The following is a 24,284-nucleotide window of genomic DNA, read 5'->3' on the forward strand; positions in this document are numbered from 1 at the left end:
TTTAGAGGTTCCCTATAAAACTTCAAAAGAACCGGTTGCGCCCGATTACCCGCGCCGCACACGGTCAAACCACGTTTCAGGTTCTTTGTTCCATTCAAGCGCGATAGCGGCTTCTTCGGGGCTTAAATAGTTTTCTTCTTGCAACAGCTCAATCAAAACCGAAAAGCGGGAGAGTGATTCAAAGGGGCAGTCTTCGTTTTTAAAATTGGTGTCAGCCTGCGCAAATTGATAAGAAAAAATCGCTTTTAAACTCACCTCGGCGGCTCCGGCTGCACGTAAGGACTTCACCGCGCCGATACTGCTCTTCCCCGTCGAGATTAAATCTTCGATAAGCACTATCTTCTTACCCGCAACGGCTGCCCCTTCTATTGTGCTGCCCGTTCCGTGATCTTTCGGCGCGGAACGCACGTAGGCAAGCGGTTTGTTCAAGGCATTTGCAATGAAGGCAGCCCACGGAACTCCCGCCGTAGCGACACCCGCAATCACATCGATATCGGCAGGAATTAATTGTGTAAAGGCCTCCGTAATGAGGGTGCGCTGCTGAGGCCAACCTAAAAGAGAGCGGTTATCGCAATAGATAGGGCTGCGTATCCCCGAAGCAAAGGTAAAAGGCTCCGCAACGTTAATCTTGACGGCTTTTACCTCAAAGAGCGTGCGGGCAACCGCAATTTCTATTTCTTTTTTATCACAGTGAACAGCATTCATAATTATTTCTCCTCATTTCTTATGCCTGAAATACGAAACGGCCGGCGGGGCGTTCCCGTAAGTCGGCGGCGAAACGGCCGTCGCGGTAGACTATCTTGCCGTTTACAATAGTCATATAATTTTTACCGATAAAGTTCCAGCCCTCAAAAGGAGACCATCCGCATTTCGATACTATGTCCTTTCGGCCAAGCTGCCAGTGTACCGCGGTGTCGGCAACGGTAATATCGGCATCGGCGCCTTTTGCAAGTACACCTTTGCGCGTTAGCCTGAGGATTGCAGCAGGATTTTCACTCATCAGCTTTTGAAGCAGCGGCAGCGTGATATCTCCTTCCGCCGCCGCAGTGAGCATCAGCGCCAGCGAGGTTTCGGCGCCCGGTATGCCGAAAGTCAGCTTTGTCAATTTCTCATCCAGTGTGTGAGGCGCGTGATCGGTGCCGATGGTATCGACATAGCCGTCCCGAACGGCCTGCATCAAAAATGCAGTATCGGATTGCGCTTTCAGTTCGGGCTTCATCCGCAACAGCATATCGGCTTCGGCACTCGCTGCCCGCATACCGGTGTGTAAAAAAAGATGATGAGGCGTTACTTCCGCATAAATGGGATGCTGCCGGTTATGTAATTCAGGATTTTGCTTCGCCTTGATGACCGTCCGCATCTCTTCTTCGGAAGAAATATGGCAAATATACAGACCGTTCCCATAGCGGGCATTCAGCTCAATCGCTTTGTCGATCATCTCCGCTTCGGCATGCACAAAGACCAAGCCGCCGACCTTAAAAATTTCAGCCAGCAGAGCGGTGTCTTCAATCAGCATAAGACCGGTGCTCACATTCATAAACACCTTCGTACTGCGCGCCTGACTGCTGCCGATAACGCGCCGAATTTCATCAATATTATTGTTTTTTGAAGCGCCGAAGTGGAAGCCGAAATTAACGGCTGAAACCCGCGCCGCCTGTGCAATTTTTTCCGTAAGCGCCTGAGCCGTTACCGTCGGCGGCTGCGTATTCGGCATATCAAAAAAGGTCGTTATGCCGCCTTTTGCACAGGCGCGCGAGCCGGTATAAAAATCTTCTTTGTGAGTAAGCCCCGGATCTCTCATGTGGGTGTGTAGGTCGATAATGCCCGGCATAACGAGGCGGCCTTCCAAGTCAATTTCCTGCGAATCCTGTACGGCATCCGCCTCTTTTGAACAGCGCTGAGCGGACACCCCCTGTTTGATGATGATATCTTCTATTATATCGCCGTTGATTACAAGGTCGATAATTTCGTTGCGAACGGTTTTCCCGTTTTTGAGTATGAGCACTGTTTAGTCCTCCGTTGCCTTTCTAATTTCCTCCAAAACCGCGTGCACCGCCTGGACGGGATCTGGATGTTGGGTAATCGGGCGGCCGACCACCAAATAATCGGCTCCGTTTTTTACCGCTTCGTAGGCAGTCATCACCCGTGCCTGATCTTCTTTGCGGTTTTGAGCATACGAGCCGCTTTGGGTAAAGGCAGGGCGGACTCCCGGACATACGGTAATAAAATCCTTGCCGAAACGCTGTTTAATAGCGCCAGCTTCTTGAGCGGAACAGACAATACCCTGTAAACCGGCATTGCTGACAGCAGCAGCCATCGCTTCGACGGTTGTTTCGACATCGACAGCTGCTCCGTAGAATTGCTGTAAGTCTTGTGCGTTTAAATTGGTTAAGACCGTTACGCCGATACAAATGCTCTGAGAGCCTTTTTCTTTGAGCATCTCGGCGACTGCCCGCATGGTTTTTTCGCTGTTAGAGCAATGTACGTTGAACATGAACACGTTTTGCTCCGCCGCAAAAAGGCAGGCCTGTACAACAGTGTTGGTAATATCGTGGAACTTTAAATCCAAAAATACTTTTTTGTTTTTTCCGTGCAAGTAATCGACAATGGCTCCCTTCGTCCGTAAGAAAATTTCGAGCCCTGCCTTATACACCGTAACACTATCGCCGAGCTGCTCCACGAGGGCGGCTGCTTGATCAAGTGTGTCATAGTCCAATGCAACAATCAATTTCTCACGAACAGCATTGCTGATAGTTCCGCATTGAGCATTTTCCATATTGTAAAACTCCTCCGTGATGAAGGAGTCTCAAAAACTGTTTGCTTTCGAGACTCCCCTACTCTCTTCTTATTGAACAGTACTGCGGTGTTTGAGTCTGCTGCGGTATGCAGCTCCTCCATCGGGATGGCTGCGGCCAACCAAATCCGTAACGGCAGTTTGATGCTTTTCACAATACCGTTCAAGACCGTCAAGTATTTCTACCGCAGCGCAAGGATTGTGAAAAAGACCGCAGCCGACCGCAACTGCCGAAGCGCCTGCAAGTATAAATTCGATTGCATCCTCCGCAGTCCGTATACCGCCCATCCCGACAATCGGCAGCGACGTAACCTGCGACACCTGATAGACCATCCTGACCGCGATGGGCTTTACCGCCGGGCCGGACAGTCCGCCGAAAATATTGCCGAGCAGAGGCTTTTGGGTATTGATGTCGATTGCCATACCGGAAACCGTGTTAATCAGCGACAGCGCATCCGCGCCTTGAGCCTCCGCAATGCGGGCAAAAACCGTAATGTCGGTAACATTCGGCGACAGCTTCACGATGAGCGGTTTCCGGCTTGTCGCTCGTACCAGCGAGACCACCCGCTCCGTTTGCGCCGGATCGGTACCGAAAGCCATTCCTCCATGCTTTACATTCGGGCAGGAAATATTGAGTTCTACGGCTGCAACTTCCGCGATGCCGTTCAGCCGGGCGGCAAGTTCCGCATATTCTTCTGCGGTTTTGCCGTTAATATTAATAATCAGCGGAATGTGCAGCTGCGGAAGAATTTCCGGCAATACCCGCCGCACAAACTCATCATACCCGACATTTTCCAAACCGACGCAGTTGAGCATACCGGACGGCGTTTCTGCAATCCGCACTCCTGCATTACCGTCCCGCGGCTCAAGCGTTAACCCCTTCAGTACCGCCGCACCGAGTATATTCGGATCAAAGAAATCCGCATAGTCGGTACCGTAGCCGAAACAGCCGCTCGCCGTCATCAACGGGTTCGTTAAATGTAAACCTAAAAAATCCAAGGTAAGTTTGCTCATATCATTCTCTCAATTATCACGGCTCATTCTCTCATTGTTACGGCAATTCGTACGGAAACAAAAGCGAATCGAAAACAGGGCCGTCGGCGCATACTTTTTTCACCCCCGCAGCCGTTTGAATGGAACATCCCATACAGGCGCGCACACCGCAAGCCATCCGGCGCTCAAGGGAAAGCTGACAGGGTAACTGCGCCGACTGCGAAAACGCACGTATCTTATTCAGCATCGCAGTTGGCCCGCAGGCATAGATCATCGCAATGTCCGCACAAAGATTTCCGCTGTTGCGGCATTTTTCAATATACGCTGAAAGTACATCGGGCACAAAGCCATTAATACCGAGACTGCCGTCATCGGTACAAAGGACGAGTTCAATATCCGCAGGCAGGGCAAAAAAATCGATAAGTTCTTGAATATGCCGATCGCGGCCTCCTGCAAAAAAAATAATGCGCGCTTCCGGCTGCTTACAGCGAATCGCCCGTATCAGCTGCGGCAGCGGTGCAAGTCCTATGCCGCCTCCCGCGATAATATGACAGGAACCGGCGGAAGGGATCATAAAGCCGTTCCCCAAGGGGCCTTGAATAGCAAGACTTTCACCGGCACGGTATTGCGTTAATTCTTGTGTACCGGCTCCTATGGGGCGATATACAAAGCTCAAGGTTCCCTGCTTCTCATCAAATGAATGCAGACTGATGGGGCGGGGTAAAATATGGGATTTATCGTGCAAACTGATCATGTAAAACTGCCCCGCACAGGGCAGCTCGGAGCCTTCCATCTTCCGCGGCAATCGGACGGTGAGACAGTAACAATCGGCTCCCGCATATTCATGGGAAACAATTTCGGTTTTTTCAAACAGCTTTTTTCCAGACCGGTGTTCCATACCGCTTCTCCGCTAATTTAAATTAAGCTTGATGTCAGCTGCCGGAATAACACGCTCGCAGTAAAAACACTTGTAGCAGTCCTGTCCATGCGAATGTACCTTTATAAACCGAGACGGTACCGCTTCATTATTTGAAATACATTTAAAATTTTCGCAGTGTATAAACGCTTCGATTTCGTCAGGCAATGCAAGCGGTATCTTTTGCACGACCTTACTGTCTTTAATGATATTGACCGTTGCGTGAGGCGCCAACAGCGAAATTTTTGCCAGCTCCGATTTAGTCAAGGTTTTATCGGCAATCTTAATCAGACCTTTTTTATTGTGCGCCTTGCTATACAAATTAAAACCGACGGTTACCGTATCGGTATACTCTTTTAATTTCAACATTTTGACGATTGCAAAAGTGCGTTCCGGCGGTATATGGTCAATCACTACTCCGTTTTCCAATGCCGTTATCTGTAATTCCATCATTCAACTCCTTCTCGTTGTTCCGTTATTCGTGCGGATGGTTCAATATCCCACACTTCTTGAGTCTCTATCGTTCTAGCGAGAGCATCATCATTGCCTGCCTAATCGGGATACCGTTCCGCGCCTGCTCAAAATAACGCGCATATTTCGTAGTATCCAAATCAACATCGATTTCATTCACACGCGGCAGCGGATGCAGAATAATCATATCATCTTTGCACTTCCCTTCGATGTTGCCTCTATTGATAATATAAACGCCTTTCACCTTTTCGTATTCTTCCGGATCGGGGAAACGCTCGCGCTGAATGCGGGTCATATAAAATACATCGAGTTTATCTAAGCAGTCGGTAAAGTTTTCTTCTATATAATAGGTAACGCCGGCATCATCCAAATCATCAAGCAGATATTGCGGCATAGCGAGATTCGGCGGAGAAACAAAGTAGATAACCGGATGAAAATGCTTGAGCGCTTTAACCAACGAATGAACGGTACGGCCGTATTTTAAATCGCCGGTAAAAGCAATATGGATATTTTCCAAGGTACCTTTTTCTTTCATAATGGTATACAAATCGAGAAGCGTTTGGCTTGGATGTTGGTTTGAACCGTCGCCGCCGTTTAACACCGGCTTATGCGAAACGGAAGCCGCAAGACGCGCCGCTCCGTCCATCGGATGACGAATAACAATGATGTCCGAATAGGATTCCACCATGCGTATGGTGTCCGAAAAGGATTCACCTTTTTTAACCGATGAATGTTCCGTATCGAAATAGAGAATATTTGCGCCGAGCCGCATTGCAGCCGACTCAAATGACAGTTTCGTCCGCGTGCTCGGTTCATAAAACATGGTTGCGACAATCTTGCCGTGCATCTGCAAAAGTTTTTCCTCATCGGACATTTTTTCTATTGCTTCCGCTTTTTTCAAAATGAACAGAATTTCTTCTGCGGTGAAATCATTCATTGAAATGATATCCTTCTTCCCGTTTATCATAGCGCCTCCCATAAAAAGTCAAGAAGAAAGTATCAACTTTCGATTGACTTTTTACGCACGTTCGCAACGACGTGAGAACGTGCATAAGATATACAAGTTTGCGCACCGCAAACTTGAGTAAATAAAAGCCTGAGCTATTTGTACGGCTTTTATTTTACACTCCTCCTCAAGCAAAAAAAAAGGATACTGTCTTCATTTAGAAAACAGTATCCTTATTAGTTACGGTAACAACACTTACCGGCAATTGAAAGGGTAAACTCCTGCGAATTATACCCCCAAGTTGTGTACAAGGATTATATTGATGTTGCCGTAAGCGCTTTGCCATTATTGCCTCTTTCAATTAAAATCGCGAGTTTATAGCATAAAAAAGAAGAATATGTCAAGTATCATATTTTTGATAGTATTGCGGATTTTGGATTGTAGATTTTGGCTCGTATACTTTACTTTTAATCAAAAATTCATTATGCTGTGCTTCGATATTTCAATGTTATCCAGCATAAACAATTGCAATAATACGGGAATATCCGAAATTTTCTTTTAGGAGGAAGAGGTATGAAAAAATCCGCTTTCGTATTATCGGTTCTTTTTTTGATCAGTGCTCTTTCGTTTGCATCCGGTTCTGCTGATGCGACAGCTTCCAAGGCTGAAACCGATGTCAACATCGACTTTAGAATGAACATTGCTAAAAAAGATTATGAATCCAATTATTTTAATTGGACGCTCGGAAAACAAGAGATGGTGCAAGACAAATTCGATGCGGTTTCGGGCGCCAGTTTGAAAGGCTCTACAAAAGCATTTAATGCTGTTCGCTATGCAGGTAATGCTGCAGATAAAAAAGCGGCGATTCCGGCAGCGCTTCGCAGTCTGTTTTTGTTCCCGCTTGCCGATTGGAAATTTGTCGAGGGATACGGACTCCAAGTAACAAACACCGACGGTATGTTGACGATACGGTTTGCCCGTAAAACAACGGCTTATGAGTTAACGACCGACAAAAATGGTGATTTTAACATCCTCACCGGAGCTAAAATCGCAAAAGATATTACTGAAAAGACAGATACCGGTTATGTCATCAAGCCAGAATACCTCAAAGCCGACGGTGATCCTACAAAAATGTCCGATTTGGATTGGGATAAATTGCCGCTGAAAACTGACACCTTTGCTTCCGATGCAGCCTATCATTATGAAGGGACATTGAAGTTTGCCTTAAAAGATAACGTTTTAACAGTGAATGGCACATTGAACCGTAAATAAGCTGGGTAAGATTACTGTCATCACTAACAGCCGGGGAAATGCATCCGGCAGAGCAGATAAAAATCGCAGAATAATAGAGGCTGGGCGACCATTTGAGCCGTGCAACGGCGAAACTCTGGTTGAACAGCCTTTATTATTCTGCGGGAATATCACCAAAAATGCCTAATGCGTTTGCCCTATATTGATACTTTTACTCCGAGTAAAGACCGATGGCGTGTATCTTTTTGCGGCGGTACCGCACCAAGACTTTGGGATCACGCTTGCAAAGATCGGCTAAGTCATGGAGAATTTGTGCTCGTATCTGATCCGCCGCTTTTTGCGGGTCGGTATGGGCGCCATCCTCCGGCTCTTCGATAACCCCGTTGATCAGTTTAAGTCCAAGTACCTCGCGGCTGGTAATTTTCAGCATCGCGGCGGCATCCTTCGCCCTGCTTGAATCCCGCAATAAAATTGATGCGCAGCCTTCCGGCGAGATAACCGAGAAAATCGCGTTTTCCAGCATATATACCTTATCGCCGACGCCGATACCGAGCGCACCGCCTGAGCCTCCTTCTCCGATAACAAAGCAGATAACCGGCGTTTTTACGCGGCTTAGCTCTCGTAAATTGACCGCGATAGCTTCGGCAATACCGCGTTCCTCGGAGCCGAGTCCCGGATAGGCGCCCTGTGTGTCAACAAAGGTGATAATCGGGCGGTGGAATTTTTCCGCCTGTTTAATCAGCCTGAGCGCCTTGCGGTAGCCTTCGGGGTTTGCCATACCGCCGTTCCGGTCGATGGTTTCCCGCAAGTTCCGTCCTTTCTGGTTGCCGATAACCGTTACCGGTATCCCGTTGATGAATGCGATACCGCCTATCAGTGCAGGGTCGTCGCCGAAGCAGCGGTCGCCGTGCAGCTCGATAAAGTTGTCAAAGACCATATCGATATAGTCGAGCGCGCGCGGGCGGTCGTTATTTCGGGCAAGCTCAATCTTCCGCCATACTTGTGAAATTGCGGAACTTGCTTGCAGCTTTTCATTTATCGTTTTGAGTTCTTTGGTGATATCAAGTCCGTATTTGTCTGCAATATCACGCAGGCTCGACAGAATTTCACTTTGGTCGGTCAGCTGTTCATTTCCTTTATCCATATTACTTCCTTCCCTTGCCGAACGGCGGATTAATATGTGCGTCAATCATCACGGCAAAAAAGTGTTTTTGTTCGATGCGCGGTACAATGCAGTCGACAAAGCCTTTTTTAAGCTGAAATTCGGCGCGCTGAAAGCCATCCGGCAGCTGCTGGTGAATGGTGCCTTCGATAACGCGCGGTCCCGCAAACCCGATAAGCGCATGAGGTTCCGCAGCGATAATATCGCCAAGCATCGCAAAGCTCGCTGTTACACCGCCGGTTGTGGGGTCGCAGAGCATCAAAAAGAGGGGAACACCCTTGTCGTCCAGTTCCGCCGCTGCGCTGGAGGTTTTTGCCATCTGCATCAGCGAAAAAAGCCCCTCCTGCATACGCGCGCCGCCGGACGTTGCGTAGATAATCACCGGTATCCGTTCCGCCGCACCTTTTAACATAAGCCGCGAAATTTTCTCCCCAACAACCGACCCCATCGAGCCGCCGAGAAAGTCGAATGACATAATACCCAAAAGGGCATCCCTGCCTTCGATTTTGCACTTACCGGTAACCACCGCCTCACTCATCGAAGTTTTTGCCTCTGCGGCGGAGATTTTTTCTTCGTAGCCCTCCATCTGAATGGGGTTCATCGTCCGCAAGGTGGGATCAAGTTCTTCAAAAGTGCCTTTATCAGCAAGGTAGGCAATCCGCTCGGGCACATCCATCCGCAGATGACAGCCGCAGTCGGGACATACCATGAGGTGTTTTAAAAGTATTTCCCGTTCATATTGTTTTTTACAATGAGGACATTCCATCATTTCTTTCCTTATTTATCTTCACTAGTGAATAGCTGCGCATACAAACTTGTGCCGAAAGAACCCGATTGGAATTGAGCCGATCGTAAAATCGTCTTTTGCTCTTCGATATTCGTTTGAATACCTTCGATATGCAGTTCATCCAGCGCACATAGCAGCTTTTGAATAGCCTGTGCCCGATCCGCCCCGTGCACAATCAGCTTGGCCGTCATCGAATCGTAGAACGGCACCACCTTGTAGCCCTGATATAAAAATCCGTCGAAACGGACACCGTTTCCGCCGGGCACCCGCAAGTTTGTAATCAGCCCGGGGGTGCGCGCATTGATACGGGCTTCTATTGCCCAGCCATTTACCGGCACTACGCCGTCGGGGAGCGTCATCTTGCCGCCCGTACACACGGTAATCTGCTCACGGATGATGTCGGTACCGGTTACCATCTCGGAAACAGGATGTTCAACCTGCACCCGTGCGTTTACTTCCATAAAATAGAACTGATCACCGGAAACGAGAAATTCGATGGTACCCGCTCCGCAATACTTGAGCGTAGAAAAAAGCTTTTTGGCGCCTTTGCACATCGTCTCATACATTGTGTCGCTCACTGCCTGCGAGGGGCTTTCTTCTATCAGCTTTTGATGATTCCGCTGCACCGAGCAGTCCCGCTCGCCGAGAATTGCAACCCCGCCTGCACCGTCGCCGATAACCTGAAGCTCAACATGCCGCGGATCGCTCAAGTATTTTTCGATATAGACTGTACCGTCGGCAAAATTCGCTTCCGCCTCCGAAGATGCAATGGAAAGGTTTTCGGCTAAGTCGACTTCTTTCCAGACGATACGCATACCCTTTCCGCCGCCGCCTGAGGCAGCTTTGATGATGACGGGGTACCCGCACTCCTTCGCGGTTTTCGCCGCTTGTTCTTTGGTGGTAATCGCACCCTTAGAGCCGGGGGTAATCGGAAGACCGCTTTTTTGCGCGGTCTCGCGTGCCCTTACCTTATCACCAAGCATTTCGATGGTGTCGGGTTTGGGGCCGATCCAAAACATACCGGCTTTTTCCACCTCCCGCGCAAAATCTGCGTTTTCGGAAAGGAAGCCGACACCGGGGTGTACGGCATCGCAGCCGGTACAGAGCGCGGCAGTAATCAGCGTATCCTTGTTCAAATAGCTTTTGGAGGAAGGCGGCGGCCCGATGCACACTGCGTGATCCGCAAGTTGCACATGCAGGCATTCTTTGTCGGCAGTTGAATACACGGCGACCGTTTCGATGCCCATTTCACGGCATGCGCGGATAACGCGGACGGCAATTTCGCCGCGGTTCGCAATCAGCATTTTCCGTATCATACTTAAATCCTGATGGTAAAGAGCGGCTGGTCAAACTCGACTAAATCGCCGTTTGCCGCAAGAATATCTTCAATAATACCGTCGTACTCGCATTCAAGGGTATTCATCATCTTCATTGCTTCGAGGATACAGAGAGGCTGCCCTTTGGAAACCTTAGACCCCTTGTCTACATACGCAGGAGCATCGGGAGACGGCGAGCGGTAGAAGGAGCCGACAATGGGGCTTTTCACCGTAACGAGGTTTACATCAGTGCCGGGGGTAACCGCCGCTGCACTCGGTGCGCTTGCCGGATTGATTCCTGTGCCCGTAAAACCGGCGGCTGCGCCCATTGCATTTGCCTGCCCCATCCCCCCAGCGGCAAAAGTTGTTCCGCCATTCGCAGGAGAGTTTTGTACGCCGACTCCTGCCGCATATCCGCTTGTCTCCGTTCCGGCAATCGGCTGCATCGGTACATTGTGCAATGCGAACGGTACGGCTGCCTGAGCATTTTGATACGCAGCTTCTTTTTTTAGGGTCAGCTCCGCTTCGCCTTCCTTTATGTGCAGCAGCACAGCCGAGCTTTTTTCAAACTTGTCAAAGACATTCAAAATAAATTTTTCGTTCATATTCTTACTCTGTTTCTTAGTCTGTGTTAATGCCGATGCTTCTTTGCCTCAATGCGCCGGAAGCTGATACACACAACCGATGCGGATTCGCAAAGAAGCAGCATACCTTATATCCGGTCGAACCGGTCAATCTCGGCATCGTAATCGATACCGGCAATATCAAACCCGTTAATAGCCAAAAAGTCGTGTCGGTATTCGTCTACATCGGTACGCTCGCGGCTGGTCTCGTCGGTAACGGTCGCCATAATCTCTGCAACGGCGGACTGCACCGCTTCGTCCAATTCCCAGTCGTCGATGCGGATGCGGTGTTCGCTATCCGTCGGGATAACCCCGTCCGCCGTGTACAGACGGCTGTCGAAGAGGCGGTTGATCTGCTCGATACAGCCTTCGTGCGTGCCTTTTTCCTTCATCACCTTGAAAAGACTTGCCAAATAGAGCGGGATAACCGGAATAACAGCGCTTGCACGGGTTACCAGCCCCTTATTGACCGACACAAACGCTTGACCTTTTAAGGCAGCGAGTTTTGTGTTCAGTACATGGGCGGTGGCTTCCAAGTGTTCCTTCGCCTTACCGATGGTTCCCTTGCGGTACAATGCTTGCGTAGCTTCCGGCCCGATGTAGGAATAGGCGACCGTGATGCATCCTTGTGCAAGCAGATCCGCCGCATCGAGCTTTTCTATCCACCGCTGCCAATCTTCACCGCCCATCACCTTTACGGTAGCGGCGGCTTCCTCGTCGGTTGCCGGTTCCGCGGTAATTTCCGTCAAAGCGCCGGTGAACGGATCGAGGGTTTTGCCGGTAAAGGGCTTCCCAAAAGGCTTGAGCGCCGAGCGGTAGGTAACACCGGTATCGGGATCGGTACGCACGGAGCTTGCCACGCTGTAGACAATTAAATCAAATTTCATATCGCGCTTTTTTGCTTCATCAATCACTTGCGCTTTAATAGCATCGGAGAACGCATCGCCGTTTATCGTAACGGAGATAAGCCCCGCCTCTTTTGCAGCGGTGTCAACCGCTAAATTGTTATACCACCCCGGAGTTCCCCATTTTTTTTCGGAACCGGCTTTTTCATACGATACACCGATGGTTGCAGCTCCGTAGCCGAACGCTGCCGTAATGCGGCTTGCCAGTCCATATCCGCCCGAACAGCCGATTACCAAAACGTTTTTCGGTACTGCCGTTCCCGCAGGGTGAGATGCCACCCGTTTTTTTGTATATGCGATTTGATCTTCAACCGCCTTTTTACATCCTTGAGGATGCGCATTCAAACAGATATTGCTTCTCAGCATCGGTTTCATACTCATAATATTCTACTCCTTACTATTCTGAACCTTTATAATGCCTAATTATGCAATAATTGGCAATAGTGTTTTTTTCTTGACTGAATATATGATGTTTTATATAATAGAAGAATGAGTACTAAATCATTTAAAGGAGGCTGTCATCCTCCCGAGCGGAAATTTATTTCCGCCGAATCCGAAGTCTTGGCTGTCATGCCATCAACAAAGATGGTGTGGATTCCTGTTACCCAAGGCGGTGCTCCGAATACTCCGTTGGTAAAGGTTGGAGATACGGTTGTACGAGGTCAAAAAATAGCGGAAACGGACAAATTTATGTCTGCGCCTGTACATGCTTCGATCTCCGGTACCGTAAAAAAAATAGAACCCCATCTCGTTACCGGTAATACGGACGCACTTTGTATTGCAATTCAAGCGGGCGAGGATACTTCCGAGTCCTTTATGGAACCGCTTGATCCCTTCACCTGCACAAAAGAGGACGCTATTAAGCGTATCCGTGAGGCCGGTATAACCGGTATGGGCGGAGCTTCTTTCCCCGTACATGTTAAATTGAGTCCCCCTAAAGATGCGAAGATAGACTACATTTTAGGTAATGCTGCAGAATGCGAGCCGTATCTGTGTACCGATGCTGCGACGATGTATCATTCCGCCGAAACGATTGTAGACGGGATGGCGATTATTATGCACATTACCGGAGCCGACAAGGGGATTATTGCGCTTGAAGACAATAAAACACATTTGGTGCCGGTGTTTGAAAAAGCTATTGCAAAGATAAAACAAAATCCTGTCGGACCGGGCGCTTATGATATTTCCGTTGAGTTGTGCAAAACGAAATATCCGCAAGGCGGTGAAAAAAATCTGACTTCCGCTGTGGTCGGCAGAGAGATTCCTTCCGGCGGGCTTCCGTTCCAGATTGGGTGTATCGTTCAGAATGTCGGAACAATGAAGGCGATTTCCGATGCGTTCCGTAAAGGAGCGCCGCTCATTGATCGTCCGCTCTCGCTTTCGGGTGGAGCCTGCGAAAATCCTGTGAACGTGATCGCCCCTATCGGTACCTGTATCGGCGATTTAATCCCTGATGTCATCCGCTTAAAACCCGGTGTTACCAAAATCATTTCAGGCGGTCCAATGATGGGCTTTGCAATGAAGAGCGCCGATTTCCCCGTGCAAAAGAATACATCCGGTGTTCTTTTCTTAACAAGGGAGGAAGTCAACCTTGATGAAGAAAGCCCGTGTATCGGATGCGGAAAGTGCGTAACCCATTGCAGTTGTCAGTTGTCGCCGGTTCTGATGATACGTGCATTAAAGGCGAATAAGCTTGATGAAGCTGTCCGCTGCGGGCTTATGGACTGCGTTGAATGCGGTATTTGTTCTTACGTATGTCCGGCGCGTATAAAGCTTGTCCAGCGGTTCAAGGTTGGAAAGCAGCTGTTACGCGAAGCAAAGCAAAAAGAAGCGGCAAAGGCAACAGCCGCGCAAGGAGGAAAATAAGCTATGGCCGAATCAGATAAGAACGAAATTTATCTTTCTCCTGCGCCGCATATTGCGAGTCCCGTAACCACTAAAAAACTGATGATACACGTGCTGATTGCGCTTGCTCCGCTTGCGCTGTACGGTATTTATCTGTATGGAGTGCCGGCGCTCATCCGTATTATTGTTTCCGTAGGCGTCGCGGTCGGTTCCGAAGCGGCATTCCGTAAAGCGATGGGCAAGGATATCCGCATAAAGGATTGCTCCGCTGCAGTAACCGGTTTGCTGTTAGCGCTTGTGTTACCGCCGCTTATTCCTATTTGGATTGTCGTTGTTTCCGCAATCTTTGCCATTGTCGTAGCAAAAGAGTTTTTCGGCGGACTCGGCGCAAATCCGTTTAACCCTGCATTGGTAGGCCGTGCGTTTGCCTTTGTCAGTTTTTCACGCCTGATGACCTCGTGGGTTGCTCCTCATCACGGTTTTGACGCAGTGAGCACGGCAACGCCGCTTTCGTACCTAAAAATGTCGGAAGGCGGGATTTCCACTGCGGCGACAATCGCAGAGAAGATGGGTTTGTCCTCTTCGAGCGACGTATATCTTAAACTTTTTTTAGGAGATCACGGCGGCTGTATCGGTGAATCGAGCGCGGCGCTCATTCTCATCGGTTTTGTCTACTTGCTGGTTACCCACGTTATTGAATGGCAGATTCCTGTTTCTATGGTAGTAACGGCAGTGTTGGTAACATGGCTTGCGGGTATCGATCCGCTTTTGACGCTGTTAAGCGGCGGTTTGCTGTTCGGCGCCGTCTTTATGGCTACCGACTATGCAACGTCGCCCGTAACCTTTAAAGGACAAATTATCTTCGGCGCGGGCTGCGGCTTAATTACCGCTTTAATGCGTCTGTTTGCCGGAATGCCGGAAGGCGTTATGTACAGTATTTTGATTATGAATTCGGTCGTTACATTCTTAAATAAACTGATTCAGAAAAAATACGGATATGTAAAGCCCGTTAAGGCAGCCAAGGAAGGTGCAAAATGAAACAGATGATGAAATTATCCGTTACGTTGGCGCTCTATACTGTTGTTGCTTGTCTTGCGCTTGCTGCGGTCAATATGCTTACCGCTCCCCGCATTCTCGCTTCAAAGGAAGCAAAGACGAAACTTGCGCTTCAAGCGATTTTCCCCGAGGCGGATTCATTTCGCCCTGTTACCGAAGGAATGCCGAAATCAGTTGATAAGGTAGCGTTCGGCGATACTTTTATCGCATTACAGGGGGATAAGCCTGCGGGAATTATCGTAACGGTGAGCGGGCATACCTATGATCAGGCGACTATTCTTATCGGTATTGATATGGAAGAAAAGCTGAGGATGATTCAGTTTTTGACATTAACCGATTCACCCGGTATCGGAACAAAGGCGAAGGATGAACCGTTCATCGGACAGTTCCGTAATAAGCCGACTACCGATGCCTTTGCGCTGGGAAGCGATGTTCAAGCGATTGCCGGCGCTACGATTACCTCTACGGCTGTTACCCGTATGGTAAAAATCGCCGTCGATGCCGCTTCTTCATACATGAGCAGCCAAGGTCTTGGTGGCTCAGGCAGCGGAAACTAAGAGGAGAACGGTTATGAAAGAGTATGTACGCATTTTTACGAACGGGTTGGTAAAAGAAAACCCCCTCATTATGCTGATGATCGGGCTTTGTTCCGCGCTTGCCATTACAACCTCGGTTGCAAACGGTATCGGAATGGGGCTTGCGATGACCTTCGTTATCGTGTTGAGTGAACTGATTATCAGTATGTTTCGGAAATTTATCCCGAACGATATCCGTATCCCTATTTTTATCATTGTTATCGCGTCGTTTACTACCATTGTAGACCTTTTGATGCAGGCTTTTTTGCCGGAACTTTCCGAATCGATGGGTATTTTTATCAAACTCATCGTTGTAAACTGTATCATTATGGGGCGTGTTGAATCCTTTGCCTCGAAAGAGTCTCCTTTAAAAGCGATTGCCGATGCCTTTGGTATGGGTTTGGGCTTTACGTGGGTGTTGGTTGTGATGTCTGCCATCCGCGAGCTTTTAGGAAGCGGTACTGTGCTGGGTGTGCGTCTTTTATCAGACGATTACCTTATTAAATTCTTTGCGAACTCTCCCGGAGGCTTCTTTGTATTCGGGGTTCTGATTGCCTTGACCTATTTGATACAGGATCAGCGGAAGCAGCGAAAAATACGGAAGGCTGCTGCGATAAAAGAAACGGCATTGCAAGAAGCTGCTGCATTACGCGATGCTGAGCTGAAAAAAGAAGCTGCGCTCAAGGCGGAGACTGCACAAAAAGAGGCTGCGTTAAAAGCGGAAGCGGAAAAAGAAGCTGCTGCAGCCAAACCGGAACCGGTTGCTGAACAAAAAGAAGCTACCGCAGCACAAGCAGAAGCGGAGAAACAAGCCGTTGCACCAAATACCGAAGCTGCTGCTGAACCTGCAAAGGAGGAAACTGAAAATGGAACTGTTTAAGATTTTTCTTGCTGCGGTATTTGTAAAAAATATCGTTTTTATCCGCTTCCTTGCGTTGTGTTCGTTTATCGGTATGACATCCGATGTTAAGAAATCTACCGGTATGGGGTGGGCGGTTCTCTTTGTTACGGTTATTGCAACAGCAGCGACCTATCCGCTCTATAAACTGGTTCTTGCACCGTATAACCTCGGTTTTTTGCAGACATTGCTCTTTATCTTGGTTATTGCGAGCTTGGTTCAGCTGGTAGAGTTCTACTTGAAAAAATCCGCTCCGGCGCTCTATTCGGCGATGGGTGTGTATTTGCCGCTTATCACGACAAACTGCGCTATCTTAGCGGTTACGCTCGATGTTATCGCCGCCGACTATACCTTTATTCAGTCGATGGTGTATTCGATCGGTGTCGCAATCAGCTATATGTTGGCAATGGTTTTGTTTGCCGGTTTACGTGAACGCATTGATATTGCCCCGATACCTAAGTACCTCAAGGGTACTCCTATTTTGTTTGTCGCTGCGGCTCTGTTGTCTTTGGCATTCGGCGGTTTTGCAGGCATGATTTAAAGGAGTAGGAAAAGAGTATGCATACGATTATTTTAACGCTTATTGTCTCGTTGATTTTATCACTGGCGATAGGCTTTTTGTTAGGCTTTTTTAAAAAGCTGTTTTATGTAGCGCCTGATGAAACGGTTGCAAAAATTCGTGAGGTGCTTCCCGGCGCAAACTGCGGCGCCTGCGGGTTCCCGGGCTGCGATGGTTTTGCGGCTGCGGTTGCAAGCGGCAATGCGCCGGTAAACGGCTGCTCCGTCGGGGCAGGTCCCGTTGCTGCAAAGGTCGGCGCGATTATGGGCGTTTCGGCAAATGCCGATGCAAAGGTTGCGGTGTTACTGTGCCAAGGTTCACACGATGTCTGTAAGGAAAAGGCTGATTACGTCGGCGTTAAAACGTGCCGCGCCGCAAAGATTTCCGTAAACGGACTGCGGGAATGCGATTGGGGCTGTATCGGCCTCGGCGACTGCGAAATGGCCTGTCCGTTTGACGCTATCCATGTCGGAGAGGATGGGATTCCGCACGTCGATTACGAAAAGTGTACCGGCTGTGCAGTCTGTGTTGCAGCCTGTCCTCAGCATATTTTGACTACCGTACCGACAAGCCGGAAAGGTTCCATTGCGCTTTGTTCATGTCGCAATCCGAGAAAAGCCGTTATTATGAAAAACTGTAAGCGCGGCTGTATCAAGTGTATGAAGTGTGAGAAGAATTGCCCTAAGGGTGCGATAAAAGTTATCAACGGAATCCCCGAAGTTAATTACGAGTTATGCGATTCCTGCGGTATCTGTATTAAAGGCTGCCCGACAAAGGTACTTGCCTTAGTTGAAGATAAGATCGCAGTACAGTCTCCGTGCAGCGCGTGCCAAGCGAGCTAAGCGGCGTACTCAACGTGCCGGATAAAAACATGCGGAGCGGCGTTGTCTGTATTATCGGACGCCCCTCCGCCGGAAAGTCAACATTTCTAAACAACGTCTGCGGCGGAACGGTATCGATTGTTTCTGCGCTGCCGCAGACCACGCGCAGCTCCGTCCGCGGTATCCTTACGGCGGAGCAGGGGCAGATTATCTTTATTGATACGCCCGGTTATCATATCAGTGAAAAAAAAATAAACCGCCGTATGCAGCTCATTGCGGAAAACCGTCTGCAAGAGGCGGAGGCGATTTTGTATCTTATCGATGCATCGCGTCCGTTCGGCGAAGAAGAGCTGGCTATCTGTGCATTGCTGAAAAATAAACAAGATCGCTTGATTGCCGGTATTAATAAAACCGACAGTCCCGCTGCGCGTCCCGGGCAAACCCATATCAGCTTGATGCAGGCCTTACCCGATCTACCGCAAGAGCGGATTTTCGAGCTGTCCGCACAGGAAAAGACGGGGCTTGAACCCGTGCTTGCCGCGTTGTTTTCTCTTCTGCCCGAAGGTGAGCTTTTGTATCCCGAAGACTTTTATACCGACCAGCCGGTTGATTTCCGTATTGCCGAAATTATTCGCGGCCAAGCTATCAGCCGTCTCTACGAAGAAATTCCCCATGCGCTGTATGTTGATATTCAGGATATGGAAATGAAAAAGAACGGCAAGGAGCTTTTTGTCCGCGCTTTTCTGTGTGTAGAGCGGGAAAGTCAAAAGGCTATGGTTATCGGAAAGGGCGCGGCACTGATTAAAGCAATCAGAGTAGAATCCCAAAAAGAACTGCGCAAAATCTTCCCCTATCGTGTGCAGCTTGATTTACAGGTGCGCGTCGATAAAAATTGGCGCCAAAAGGACAGGGTGCTGCAAGCTGTGTTGCAGGAATAGGATGCTTTATGGTCTTTGCAATAATTTTTCCAATACTTTCTCAAGTTTTTTAAAATCATTGCATCGTTTTTTGAGATTACTACTACAATTAGGCTTTTGAACCAAACAATACAATTTATTTGCTTTTTTTACGATTGCTTCTTGATGTTTACGGCACCATTCAATTTCTTTTATGCACAATTTTTTATAATTTGCTTGAGATCGAGAATCTTTTACATTCGGCTTCAAATCAATTTTTGTAATAAATTTATCATCAATAGGAATCATATTGTTAAAGTTCAAAACACTTATGAGTTGTTCATCGTCAAAGATACGGGTAAAGTCTACATCATTCTTGTGCATCTTATGTTTTTCTTTTGCTGAATCCAATGGTACACAATATTTATATTCATTACAAATAATAATAATTCCTACAAAAGGACGATTACTTTTATGAATTTGAGGGGAAATTGACTGAACACGATCATCGACCTTATGTAAATTTCGCACATATTTCATATCTATAAAATATAAATTCAGTCTTTCTTGTTTCATATTTACCTATAAAAAAAGCCGTATCAGCTAACTGAACGGCTTTATCGATTCCACTTAACGGTAGGACTCACCGCATTTCTAAAGTTCCCACTCTCAGTAGGGTACACTGCGTTTAAGGATTCCACTTAACGGTAGGACTCACCATTAACTACAATATAATACAAAAAATAGTTAAAGTCAAGAAAGTGTATTATACACGGGTATCAATTTTTAGGCAGCTTAGCCTACAAGGCTGCTACAATCTGTTTTGCAGGAATAGTACCACTTTTGAAAATAGACTTTTCGTTAGCCTTTTGAAAATAGACGCTGCAGATACGAGGCACGAGCACAAATTAATCGCAGGCGTATCTTTGATACGTTGAGAATTAATTTGTGTGCAGTAACGAAGTAGATGCACCGTATATTTTCAAAAAGGACTTCGCAGCTTTTTGAGTATCAGCACCAGCAACAGCATAAAAACCGAAATAAGTGCGGTAAAGCCGCCGGGGGCGACGTTTAAATAGTACGAACAGATAAGCCCGAGCATAATATCCGCGATACCGAAACAGATTGAAAAAAACACCGTCCGCTTAAAGCCTGTGTGCAGCTGTAGCGCGGCTGCAACCGGCAAGGCAATCATCGAACTTAATACGAGAATCCCCACTATCTTAATGGAAACGGCAATTGTTGCTGCTACTAAAATCGAAAAAATATAATTGATTGTCTTTACACGGATGCCGATGACATACGCGATGTCTTCATCGAGCGTTATATACAGCAGCTTATGATACAGCACAGCCAATACGGCAACGGCAAAAAAGCTCAATACGATAACGGTGATAACGTCGGAGATTGAAACCGTTAAGATGCTTCCGAACAAATAGGCTTCGGCATTGGTGCGTATCAACCCCGAACTCATCAAGGTGATGGCAATACCGACACTGAGCGAAAGAACGATGGAAAGGATGAGGTCGCTGTATTCTTTAAAGTAATTGCGTAGCGCTTCGATGAGCGCTCCCGCCGCAGAGGTAAAGGTAAACGCGCCGATGATGGGGTTAACGCCGGTAACCAGCCCGAGCGTAATCCCTGTCAGCGAGGCGTGCGCAAGGGTGTCGCCAATAAGCGAATACCGCCGCAAAACAAGGAAAATACCGATTAATGGGCAGAGAATGCCGATAAAGAATGACACAATAAAGGCGTTCTGCATAAAAGCGTATTTCAACATAGCGGCTATACTATCAGATTTTAGGCAGAAAGGCTATCAGGGTTCTTCCCAAGAATATAACGACTATTTCAGAAAATTGGAATATTCGGTGCAAAGGATAATCTCTGAGCAAAACAGTGAAAAACACGGCGGTTTACATAAGTGAATCTTAGTCGTTTCGCTACTGCTTTTCAAACAGCAACGCCGTATCGATATTGAAAATCATAACGGCTGTTTTTGCTTTTGCATAGCGGGCTTCGGCTTTTTTGTACTCAAGTTCAGCTTGCAGGCTTTCCACCTTGCTGATAACACCGTTGCGGTACCATTGGGCGTGGTCATCGGCATTTTGCTTATAGATGCTCAACTCATCCGCCGTTGCTTTTTGCTGCCATGTCATCTGCTCATTCGATGTTTTATTAGTATGGAGTTGTTTTTGATAGTGTTCCTTCGCATCTTCAATTTTAAGCCGTTCAATCGCATCTTCAAGCTCGGCATTTTTTTTATCGAGTTTCCGATACTGAATCGAAAAAGGATTCCAGCTGAATGAAAGTTTAAGCGCCGTATTTTTAGGATCCGCAAGCGGAACCTCGACACCGGTATACGCCTTTCCGCCGGGGAATTGCATACTCAATCCGCCTAAGACGGAATGTTCATTTTTTGCAGAACCGCTGCCGATTTTCGTATTGCGCAATTTATAACCGGCATCGGCGCCGATGGAAAACGGAGACAGTTCAATATTCCGTTTCGCTGCATTTTGCGTATGCCGTTGCTCCGCTTCAACAAGTTTTTTATAAGCAGCTTGAGGATACTGTTCAATATCTGCGGCCTTTTGTACGGGGATGGAATTCCATAGCGACGTTAAAAACATTTGAGGTGCCTCATCGGTTGTAAGACCGCAGCTTTCCGCAAAAGCATGGTATGACGCCGAAAAGTTAAAATCCGCATTCTGATGTTCCCGTTTTGCACCCAACAGCTCTAAATTGGCTGTGCGCATTTTTGTAGAACTGTCTGCATACCCTTGCGCCTTTATTTGATTGTATTGAATCTCCGCTTTTACTTCGCTCAATTTTTTATCAAGCAGTGTTGTATAATCGTCCAAAAGCCGCTGGATATCTTGAAGGAACTGCTTTTCGGCAAGCGCCAAACCTTCTTCTTTTGCCCGCCTTGCTTGATCTGCTGCAGACTGTGCAAGATTGAACGTATATTTTTTCGCTTCTGCATTTTTGGAATAGATATCGGTAGACACGGAAACCTCGGCGCCGGTTTCTTGCCGCTGCCCTACTTTACTGTACGGTACGCTCAGTTTTATGCTTGTATTATTGTACGAAGGTAATGCGATATTCGCATACGGCGCAGTGGTAACACCTCGTTTGTCCGCATCGGTGTTAAGAACGAACTGTGTATTTCCGCTGCCGACTTCCATCGTTACTAACGATTCGGTTTTTGCTTTTTCCGCTTTATTGGCCGCAATATCCGCCTGCATTTGCAGCTGCCGGTAATTGCTGTCATGTTCAACACGATACCGTAAGAGCTTTTGATACACCGAATCTTGCGGCATCCCCGTTTCCGTTTGAGCAAAAAGAACAAAGGCTGCGGATAACCATACCGTTATACAAGCAATCTTTTTCATAGAGTCGGATAACTCCTTGCAAACTGTTTTAAGCATCTTCTAAAAACCGGAATTCTTAGAGGTTCTCTGTTATAATTTTTGAGAAAATATTTCGGCGATAGCCTCGACAAAGCACCTGTCGGTATCGGTAAAATGATCGCATTCGGGAGCATCAAGATCAATCACACCGAATAAAATACCGTTGTGAATAATCGGTACAACTAATTCACTTTTACTTGCCGCATCGCAGGCAATATGTCCGGGAAAAGCGTGTACATCCGGCACCATGATACTTTTCCGATTGACCGCACAATGCCCGCAGACACCTTTTCCATAACCAATGCGATAGCAAGCCGGTCGGCCTTGAAATGGCCCCAGAACCAATTCATCACCTTTCATTTGATAAAACCCCGCCCAATTTAAGCCGGAAATATTTTCCATGATAAACGCGCTGGTATTTGCCATTACCGCAATAACATCGGTTTCGCTTTCGATTAATGCACGATATTGAGCTAATTTTTCTTTCATTTTTCGCTCCTACTTTTATCTTTAACTAAGATCAACAACCCGTTTTTAATGCTGCCTGTGGTGTTTCTTTAAACGTTAAAATACTATTTATAATATAATATATTGTCAAGTATAATATTTATAGTATACAGGGCAATCGAATCCGATGCAGCGGTTTGTTCCTCCTTAATGATAAAATGAAAAACCGATTATGCGACGTAAGGTTTCAAGTATGTAGGGCAACCGCATCAGGACAAATATGATACGACTCCCTGCCATTTGCGAAAAATTTTTTAAAATTTTTCGCACTTTGTTTTAAAAGTCGGACAAACACATCAGGCGGGTAAATATAAATCGCAAAATCAGGAGGTTGGGCAAGCATTTGAACCGCGGAGAGGTTCAACTCTGCTTGAACAGCCTCCTGATTTTGCGGGGATATTCAAAAAATGTCTGATGCGTTTGCCCGAAAAATTCCAGTTATTCACGGTTGACATTTTTCGGGTTCTATGTGCATAATACTATTATGTTACCGCACGCTTACGTTGAAGCAAATCTTGCCCGTCATGCAGCCCCTTGTTTAGCAGGAATTAAACCGGCGAATCTTGTGTCGTTTCCAAGCGCCGATATTCAATGGTGTGATACCTATAACGCGATACTGAATGAGCAAGGAATATATTTTACCCCACTTTGCGTATGCGAAAACCGCGCTCAAATATTAGTATATCGGAAGGATTTGCTCGCTCGCCTTTGTTTTCAACCTTCAGTGACCATGGTGCTGCAATCTTTCGGATATCGGCCGGAAAGCGGGCTTGAAGCAATTATTATGCGGTTAAAGGATCGGATGTCTGTTTTAAGAGGAGCACGAAACAGGCATTGCAGGGACAGCTTTCCGCACGAAATCGGGCTTTTTTTAGGTTATCCTGCAGATGATGTAATGCAGTATGTAAAAACAGGAGGCCGAAATTGTTTGCTGTGCGGATACTGGAAGGTATACAGCAATCCCGAAAAAGCATTACAAGTGTTCCACCAGTATACGGAATGTAAAGAGCGTTTTGCTTTACAGATAAAAAGCGGCATGACTATCTTTGAGATTGTTTGTGCAGCTTAATGACAGAATAATACTTCTATTATTCTCATCACACTTTATAAGGAGTTTGCTATGGCAAAAGTTGCAGTAGTATTTTGGAGCGGAACCGGTCATACCGAAAAGATGGCCCATTGTATTATGGACGGACTGAAAGCAGGCGGAGCAGATGCTGAATTATTCCCCGTTGCTCAGTTCAGTGCGGATAAATTGGACAGCTATGATAAAATCGCCTTCGGATGCCCTGCGATGGGTGCGGAAGAGCTGGAACCGGATGAATTTGAACCGTTCTTTGCATCAATCGAAAATAAACTTTCAGGGCGCAAAATTGCACTGTTCGGATCCTATGAATGGGCGGACGGTGAATGGATGCAGACATGGGTAGAACGTGCAAAAAGAGATGGAGCCGATGTGTTTGAAGAAGGTCTCATCGCTTATGACGATCCCGATGAAGAAGCACAGAAAAAATGTAAAGAATTCGGTGAGCGATTCGCAAAATAACCGTCAAACA

25 protein-coding genes and 1 pseudogene are annotated in these 24,284 nt (G+C 47.4%); 10 read left to right on the forward strand and 16 right to left on the reverse strand.

Annotation, left to right across the window (positions count from 1 at the left end; translation table 11 throughout):
* Positions 1–45 precede the first annotated feature (45 nt).
* The 7 genes from pyrE to pyrB form a co-directional block, all read right to left on the reverse strand.
* Positions 46–705: an orotate phosphoribosyltransferase gene (gene pyrE / locus HGH47_RS05865; protein ID WP_212566077.1), complete on the reverse strand. Its 660-nt coding sequence runs from the start codon at positions 703–705 to the stop codon at positions 46–48.
* 19 nt (positions 706–724) lie between these two features.
* Positions 725–2,005 (reverse strand): dihydroorotase, encoded by a 1,281-nt coding sequence (locus HGH47_RS05870; RefSeq protein ID WP_212566076.1) that lies wholly within the window; start codon positions 2,003–2,005, stop codon positions 725–727.
* Positions 2,006–2,008: 3 nt separating this feature from the next.
* Positions 2,009–2,776, reverse strand: coding sequence for an orotidine-5'-phosphate decarboxylase (pyrF, locus tag HGH47_RS05875; RefSeq protein WP_212566075.1), 768 nt, complete (start codon positions 2,774–2,776; stop codon positions 2,009–2,011).
* Between the two features lie 69 nt (positions 2,777–2,845).
* Positions 2,846–3,808: a dihydroorotate dehydrogenase gene (locus tag HGH47_RS05880; RefSeq protein WP_432910952.1), complete on the reverse strand. Its 963-nt coding sequence runs from the start codon at positions 3,806–3,808 to the stop codon at positions 2,846–2,848.
* A gap of 37 nt (positions 3,809–3,845) precedes the next feature.
* Positions 3,846–4,685 (reverse strand): dihydroorotate dehydrogenase electron transfer subunit, encoded by an 840-nt coding sequence (locus tag HGH47_RS05885; RefSeq protein WP_212566073.1) that lies wholly within the window; start codon positions 4,683–4,685, stop codon positions 3,846–3,848.
* A gap of 12 nt (positions 4,686–4,697) precedes the next feature.
* Positions 4,698–5,156 carry an aspartate carbamoyltransferase regulatory subunit gene (locus HGH47_RS05890; protein WP_230974580.1) on the reverse strand — a complete coding sequence of 153 codons (459 nt, stop codon included), beginning with the start codon at positions 5,154–5,156 and terminating at the stop codon, positions 4,698–4,700.
* 64 nt (positions 5,157–5,220) lie between these two features.
* A complete protein-coding gene (gene pyrB, locus HGH47_RS05895; RefSeq protein WP_212566072.1) occupies positions 5,221–6,141 on the reverse strand; it encodes an aspartate carbamoyltransferase in 921 nt (306 codons plus the stop codon).
* A 552-nt stretch (positions 6,142–6,693) separates the two neighbouring features.
* On the opposite strand from pyrB, the gene HGH47_RS05900 reads away from it, so the two are divergent.
* Complete coding sequence (locus tag HGH47_RS05900) at positions 6,694–7,392, forward strand: hypothetical protein (RefSeq protein ID WP_212566071.1); 699 nt, start codon at positions 6,694–6,696, stop codon at positions 7,390–7,392.
* Positions 7,393–7,582: 190 nt separating this feature from the next.
* On the opposite strand, the gene HGH47_RS05905 is transcribed toward HGH47_RS05900, so the two are convergent.
* The 5 genes from HGH47_RS05905 to fabV form a co-directional block, all read right to left on the reverse strand.
* The gene (locus HGH47_RS05905; RefSeq protein ID WP_212566070.1) at positions 7,583–8,515 is read right to left on the reverse strand and encodes an acetyl-CoA carboxylase carboxyltransferase subunit alpha; all 933 of its coding nucleotides are present in this window, start codon (positions 8,513–8,515) and stop codon (positions 7,583–7,585) included.
* A 1-nt stretch (position 8,516) separates the two neighbouring features.
* Positions 8,517–9,299, reverse strand: a complete 783-nt coding sequence (locus HGH47_RS05910; protein WP_212566522.1) for an acetyl-CoA carboxylase carboxyltransferase subunit beta — start codon at positions 9,297–9,299, stop codon at positions 8,517–8,519.
* Positions 9,300–9,310: 11 nt separating this feature from the next.
* On the reverse strand, positions 9,311–10,636 hold the full coding sequence (locus HGH47_RS05915; protein ID WP_212566069.1) for an acetyl-CoA carboxylase biotin carboxylase subunit: 1,326 nt from the start codon (positions 10,634–10,636) through the stop codon (positions 9,311–9,313).
* A 2-nt stretch (positions 10,637–10,638) separates the two neighbouring features.
* Entirely contained in the window at positions 10,639–11,241 is a 603-nt protein-coding gene (accB, locus tag HGH47_RS05920; RefSeq protein ID WP_212566068.1) for an acetyl-CoA carboxylase biotin carboxyl carrier protein, read from the reverse strand.
* Between the two features lie 107 nt (positions 11,242–11,348).
* Complete coding sequence (gene fabV / locus HGH47_RS05925) at positions 11,349–12,545, reverse strand: enoyl-ACP reductase FabV (RefSeq protein WP_212566067.1); 1,197 nt, start codon at positions 12,543–12,545, stop codon at positions 11,349–11,351.
* Positions 12,546–12,653: 108 nt separating this feature from the next.
* Between fabV and rsxC the strand changes: the two genes are divergently transcribed.
* From rsxC to era, 7 genes and pseudogenes are all read left to right on the forward strand, one after another.
* Positions 12,654–14,030: an electron transport complex subunit RsxC gene (gene rsxC / locus HGH47_RS05930; RefSeq protein WP_253676240.1), complete on the forward strand. Its 1,377-nt coding sequence runs from the start codon at positions 12,654–12,656 to the stop codon at positions 14,028–14,030.
* Between the two features lie 3 nt (positions 14,031–14,033).
* On the forward strand, positions 14,034–15,047 hold the full coding sequence (locus HGH47_RS05935; RefSeq protein WP_212566066.1) for an RnfABCDGE type electron transport complex subunit D: 1,014 nt from the start codon (positions 14,034–14,036) through the stop codon (positions 15,045–15,047).
* Positions 15,044–15,622: an FMN-binding protein gene (locus HGH47_RS05940; RefSeq protein ID WP_212566065.1), complete on the forward strand. Its 579-nt coding sequence runs from the start codon at positions 15,044–15,046 to the stop codon at positions 15,620–15,622. The genes HGH47_RS05935 and HGH47_RS05940 overlap by 4 nt, the downstream gene beginning before the upstream one ends.
* A 13-nt stretch (positions 15,623–15,635) precedes the next feature.
* Positions 15,636–16,253 (forward strand): annotated as a pseudogene (gene rsxE, locus HGH47_RS05945) (electron transport complex subunit RsxE); the annotation flags it as partial.
* Positions 16,254–16,506: 253 nt separating this feature from the next.
* Complete coding sequence (locus tag HGH47_RS05950) at positions 16,507–17,079, forward strand: electron transport complex protein RnfA (RefSeq protein WP_212566063.1); 573 nt, start codon at positions 16,507–16,509, stop codon at positions 17,077–17,079.
* A gap of 17 nt (positions 17,080–17,096) precedes the next feature.
* Positions 17,097–17,939: an RnfABCDGE type electron transport complex subunit B gene (locus HGH47_RS05955; RefSeq protein WP_212566062.1), complete on the forward strand. Its 843-nt coding sequence runs from the start codon at positions 17,097–17,099 to the stop codon at positions 17,937–17,939.
* A gap of 29 nt (positions 17,940–17,968) precedes the next feature.
* Positions 17,969–18,856 (forward strand): GTPase Era, encoded by an 888-nt coding sequence (gene era, locus HGH47_RS05960; protein WP_212566521.1) that lies wholly within the window; start codon positions 17,969–17,971, stop codon positions 18,854–18,856.
* 6 nt (positions 18,857–18,862) lie between these two features.
* Here the strand turns inward: era and HGH47_RS05965 are convergent, their stop codons facing one another.
* The 4 genes from HGH47_RS05965 to HGH47_RS05980 form a co-directional block, all read right to left on the reverse strand.
* Positions 18,863–19,390, reverse strand: coding sequence for a type III toxin-antitoxin system ToxN/AbiQ family toxin (locus HGH47_RS05965; protein WP_212566061.1), 528 nt, complete (start codon positions 19,388–19,390; stop codon positions 18,863–18,865).
* A gap of 406 nt (positions 19,391–19,796) precedes the next feature.
* Positions 19,797–20,594: a metal ABC transporter permease gene (locus HGH47_RS05970; RefSeq protein ID WP_212566060.1), complete on the reverse strand. Its 798-nt coding sequence runs from the start codon at positions 20,592–20,594 to the stop codon at positions 19,797–19,799.
* Between the two features lie 160 nt (positions 20,595–20,754).
* A complete protein-coding gene (locus HGH47_RS05975) occupies positions 20,755–22,203 on the reverse strand; it encodes a hypothetical protein (protein WP_432910966.1) in 1,449 nt (482 codons plus the stop codon).
* 69 nt (positions 22,204–22,272) lie between these two features.
* Positions 22,273–22,710, reverse strand: a complete 438-nt coding sequence (locus HGH47_RS05980) for a GAF domain-containing protein (protein ID WP_212566059.1) — start codon at positions 22,708–22,710, stop codon at positions 22,273–22,275.
* 502 nt (positions 22,711–23,212) lie between these two features.
* Between HGH47_RS05980 and HGH47_RS05985 the strand changes: the two genes are divergently transcribed.
* Positions 23,213–23,797, forward strand: a complete 585-nt coding sequence (locus tag HGH47_RS05985) for a DUF3793 family protein (RefSeq protein WP_212566058.1) — start codon at positions 23,213–23,215, stop codon at positions 23,795–23,797.
* A 51-nt stretch (positions 23,798–23,848) separates the two neighbouring features.
* Positions 23,849–24,274 (forward strand): flavodoxin, encoded by a 426-nt coding sequence (locus tag HGH47_RS05990; protein WP_212566057.1) that lies wholly within the window; start codon positions 23,849–23,851, stop codon positions 24,272–24,274.
* The last annotated feature ends 10 nt before the right edge of the window (positions 24,275–24,284 follow it).

Origin of the sequence: Treponema sp. OMZ 805, from assembly GCF_050937395.1 — a bacterium.
Lineage (GTDB): Bacteria > Spirochaetota > Spirochaetia > Treponematales > Treponemataceae > Treponema.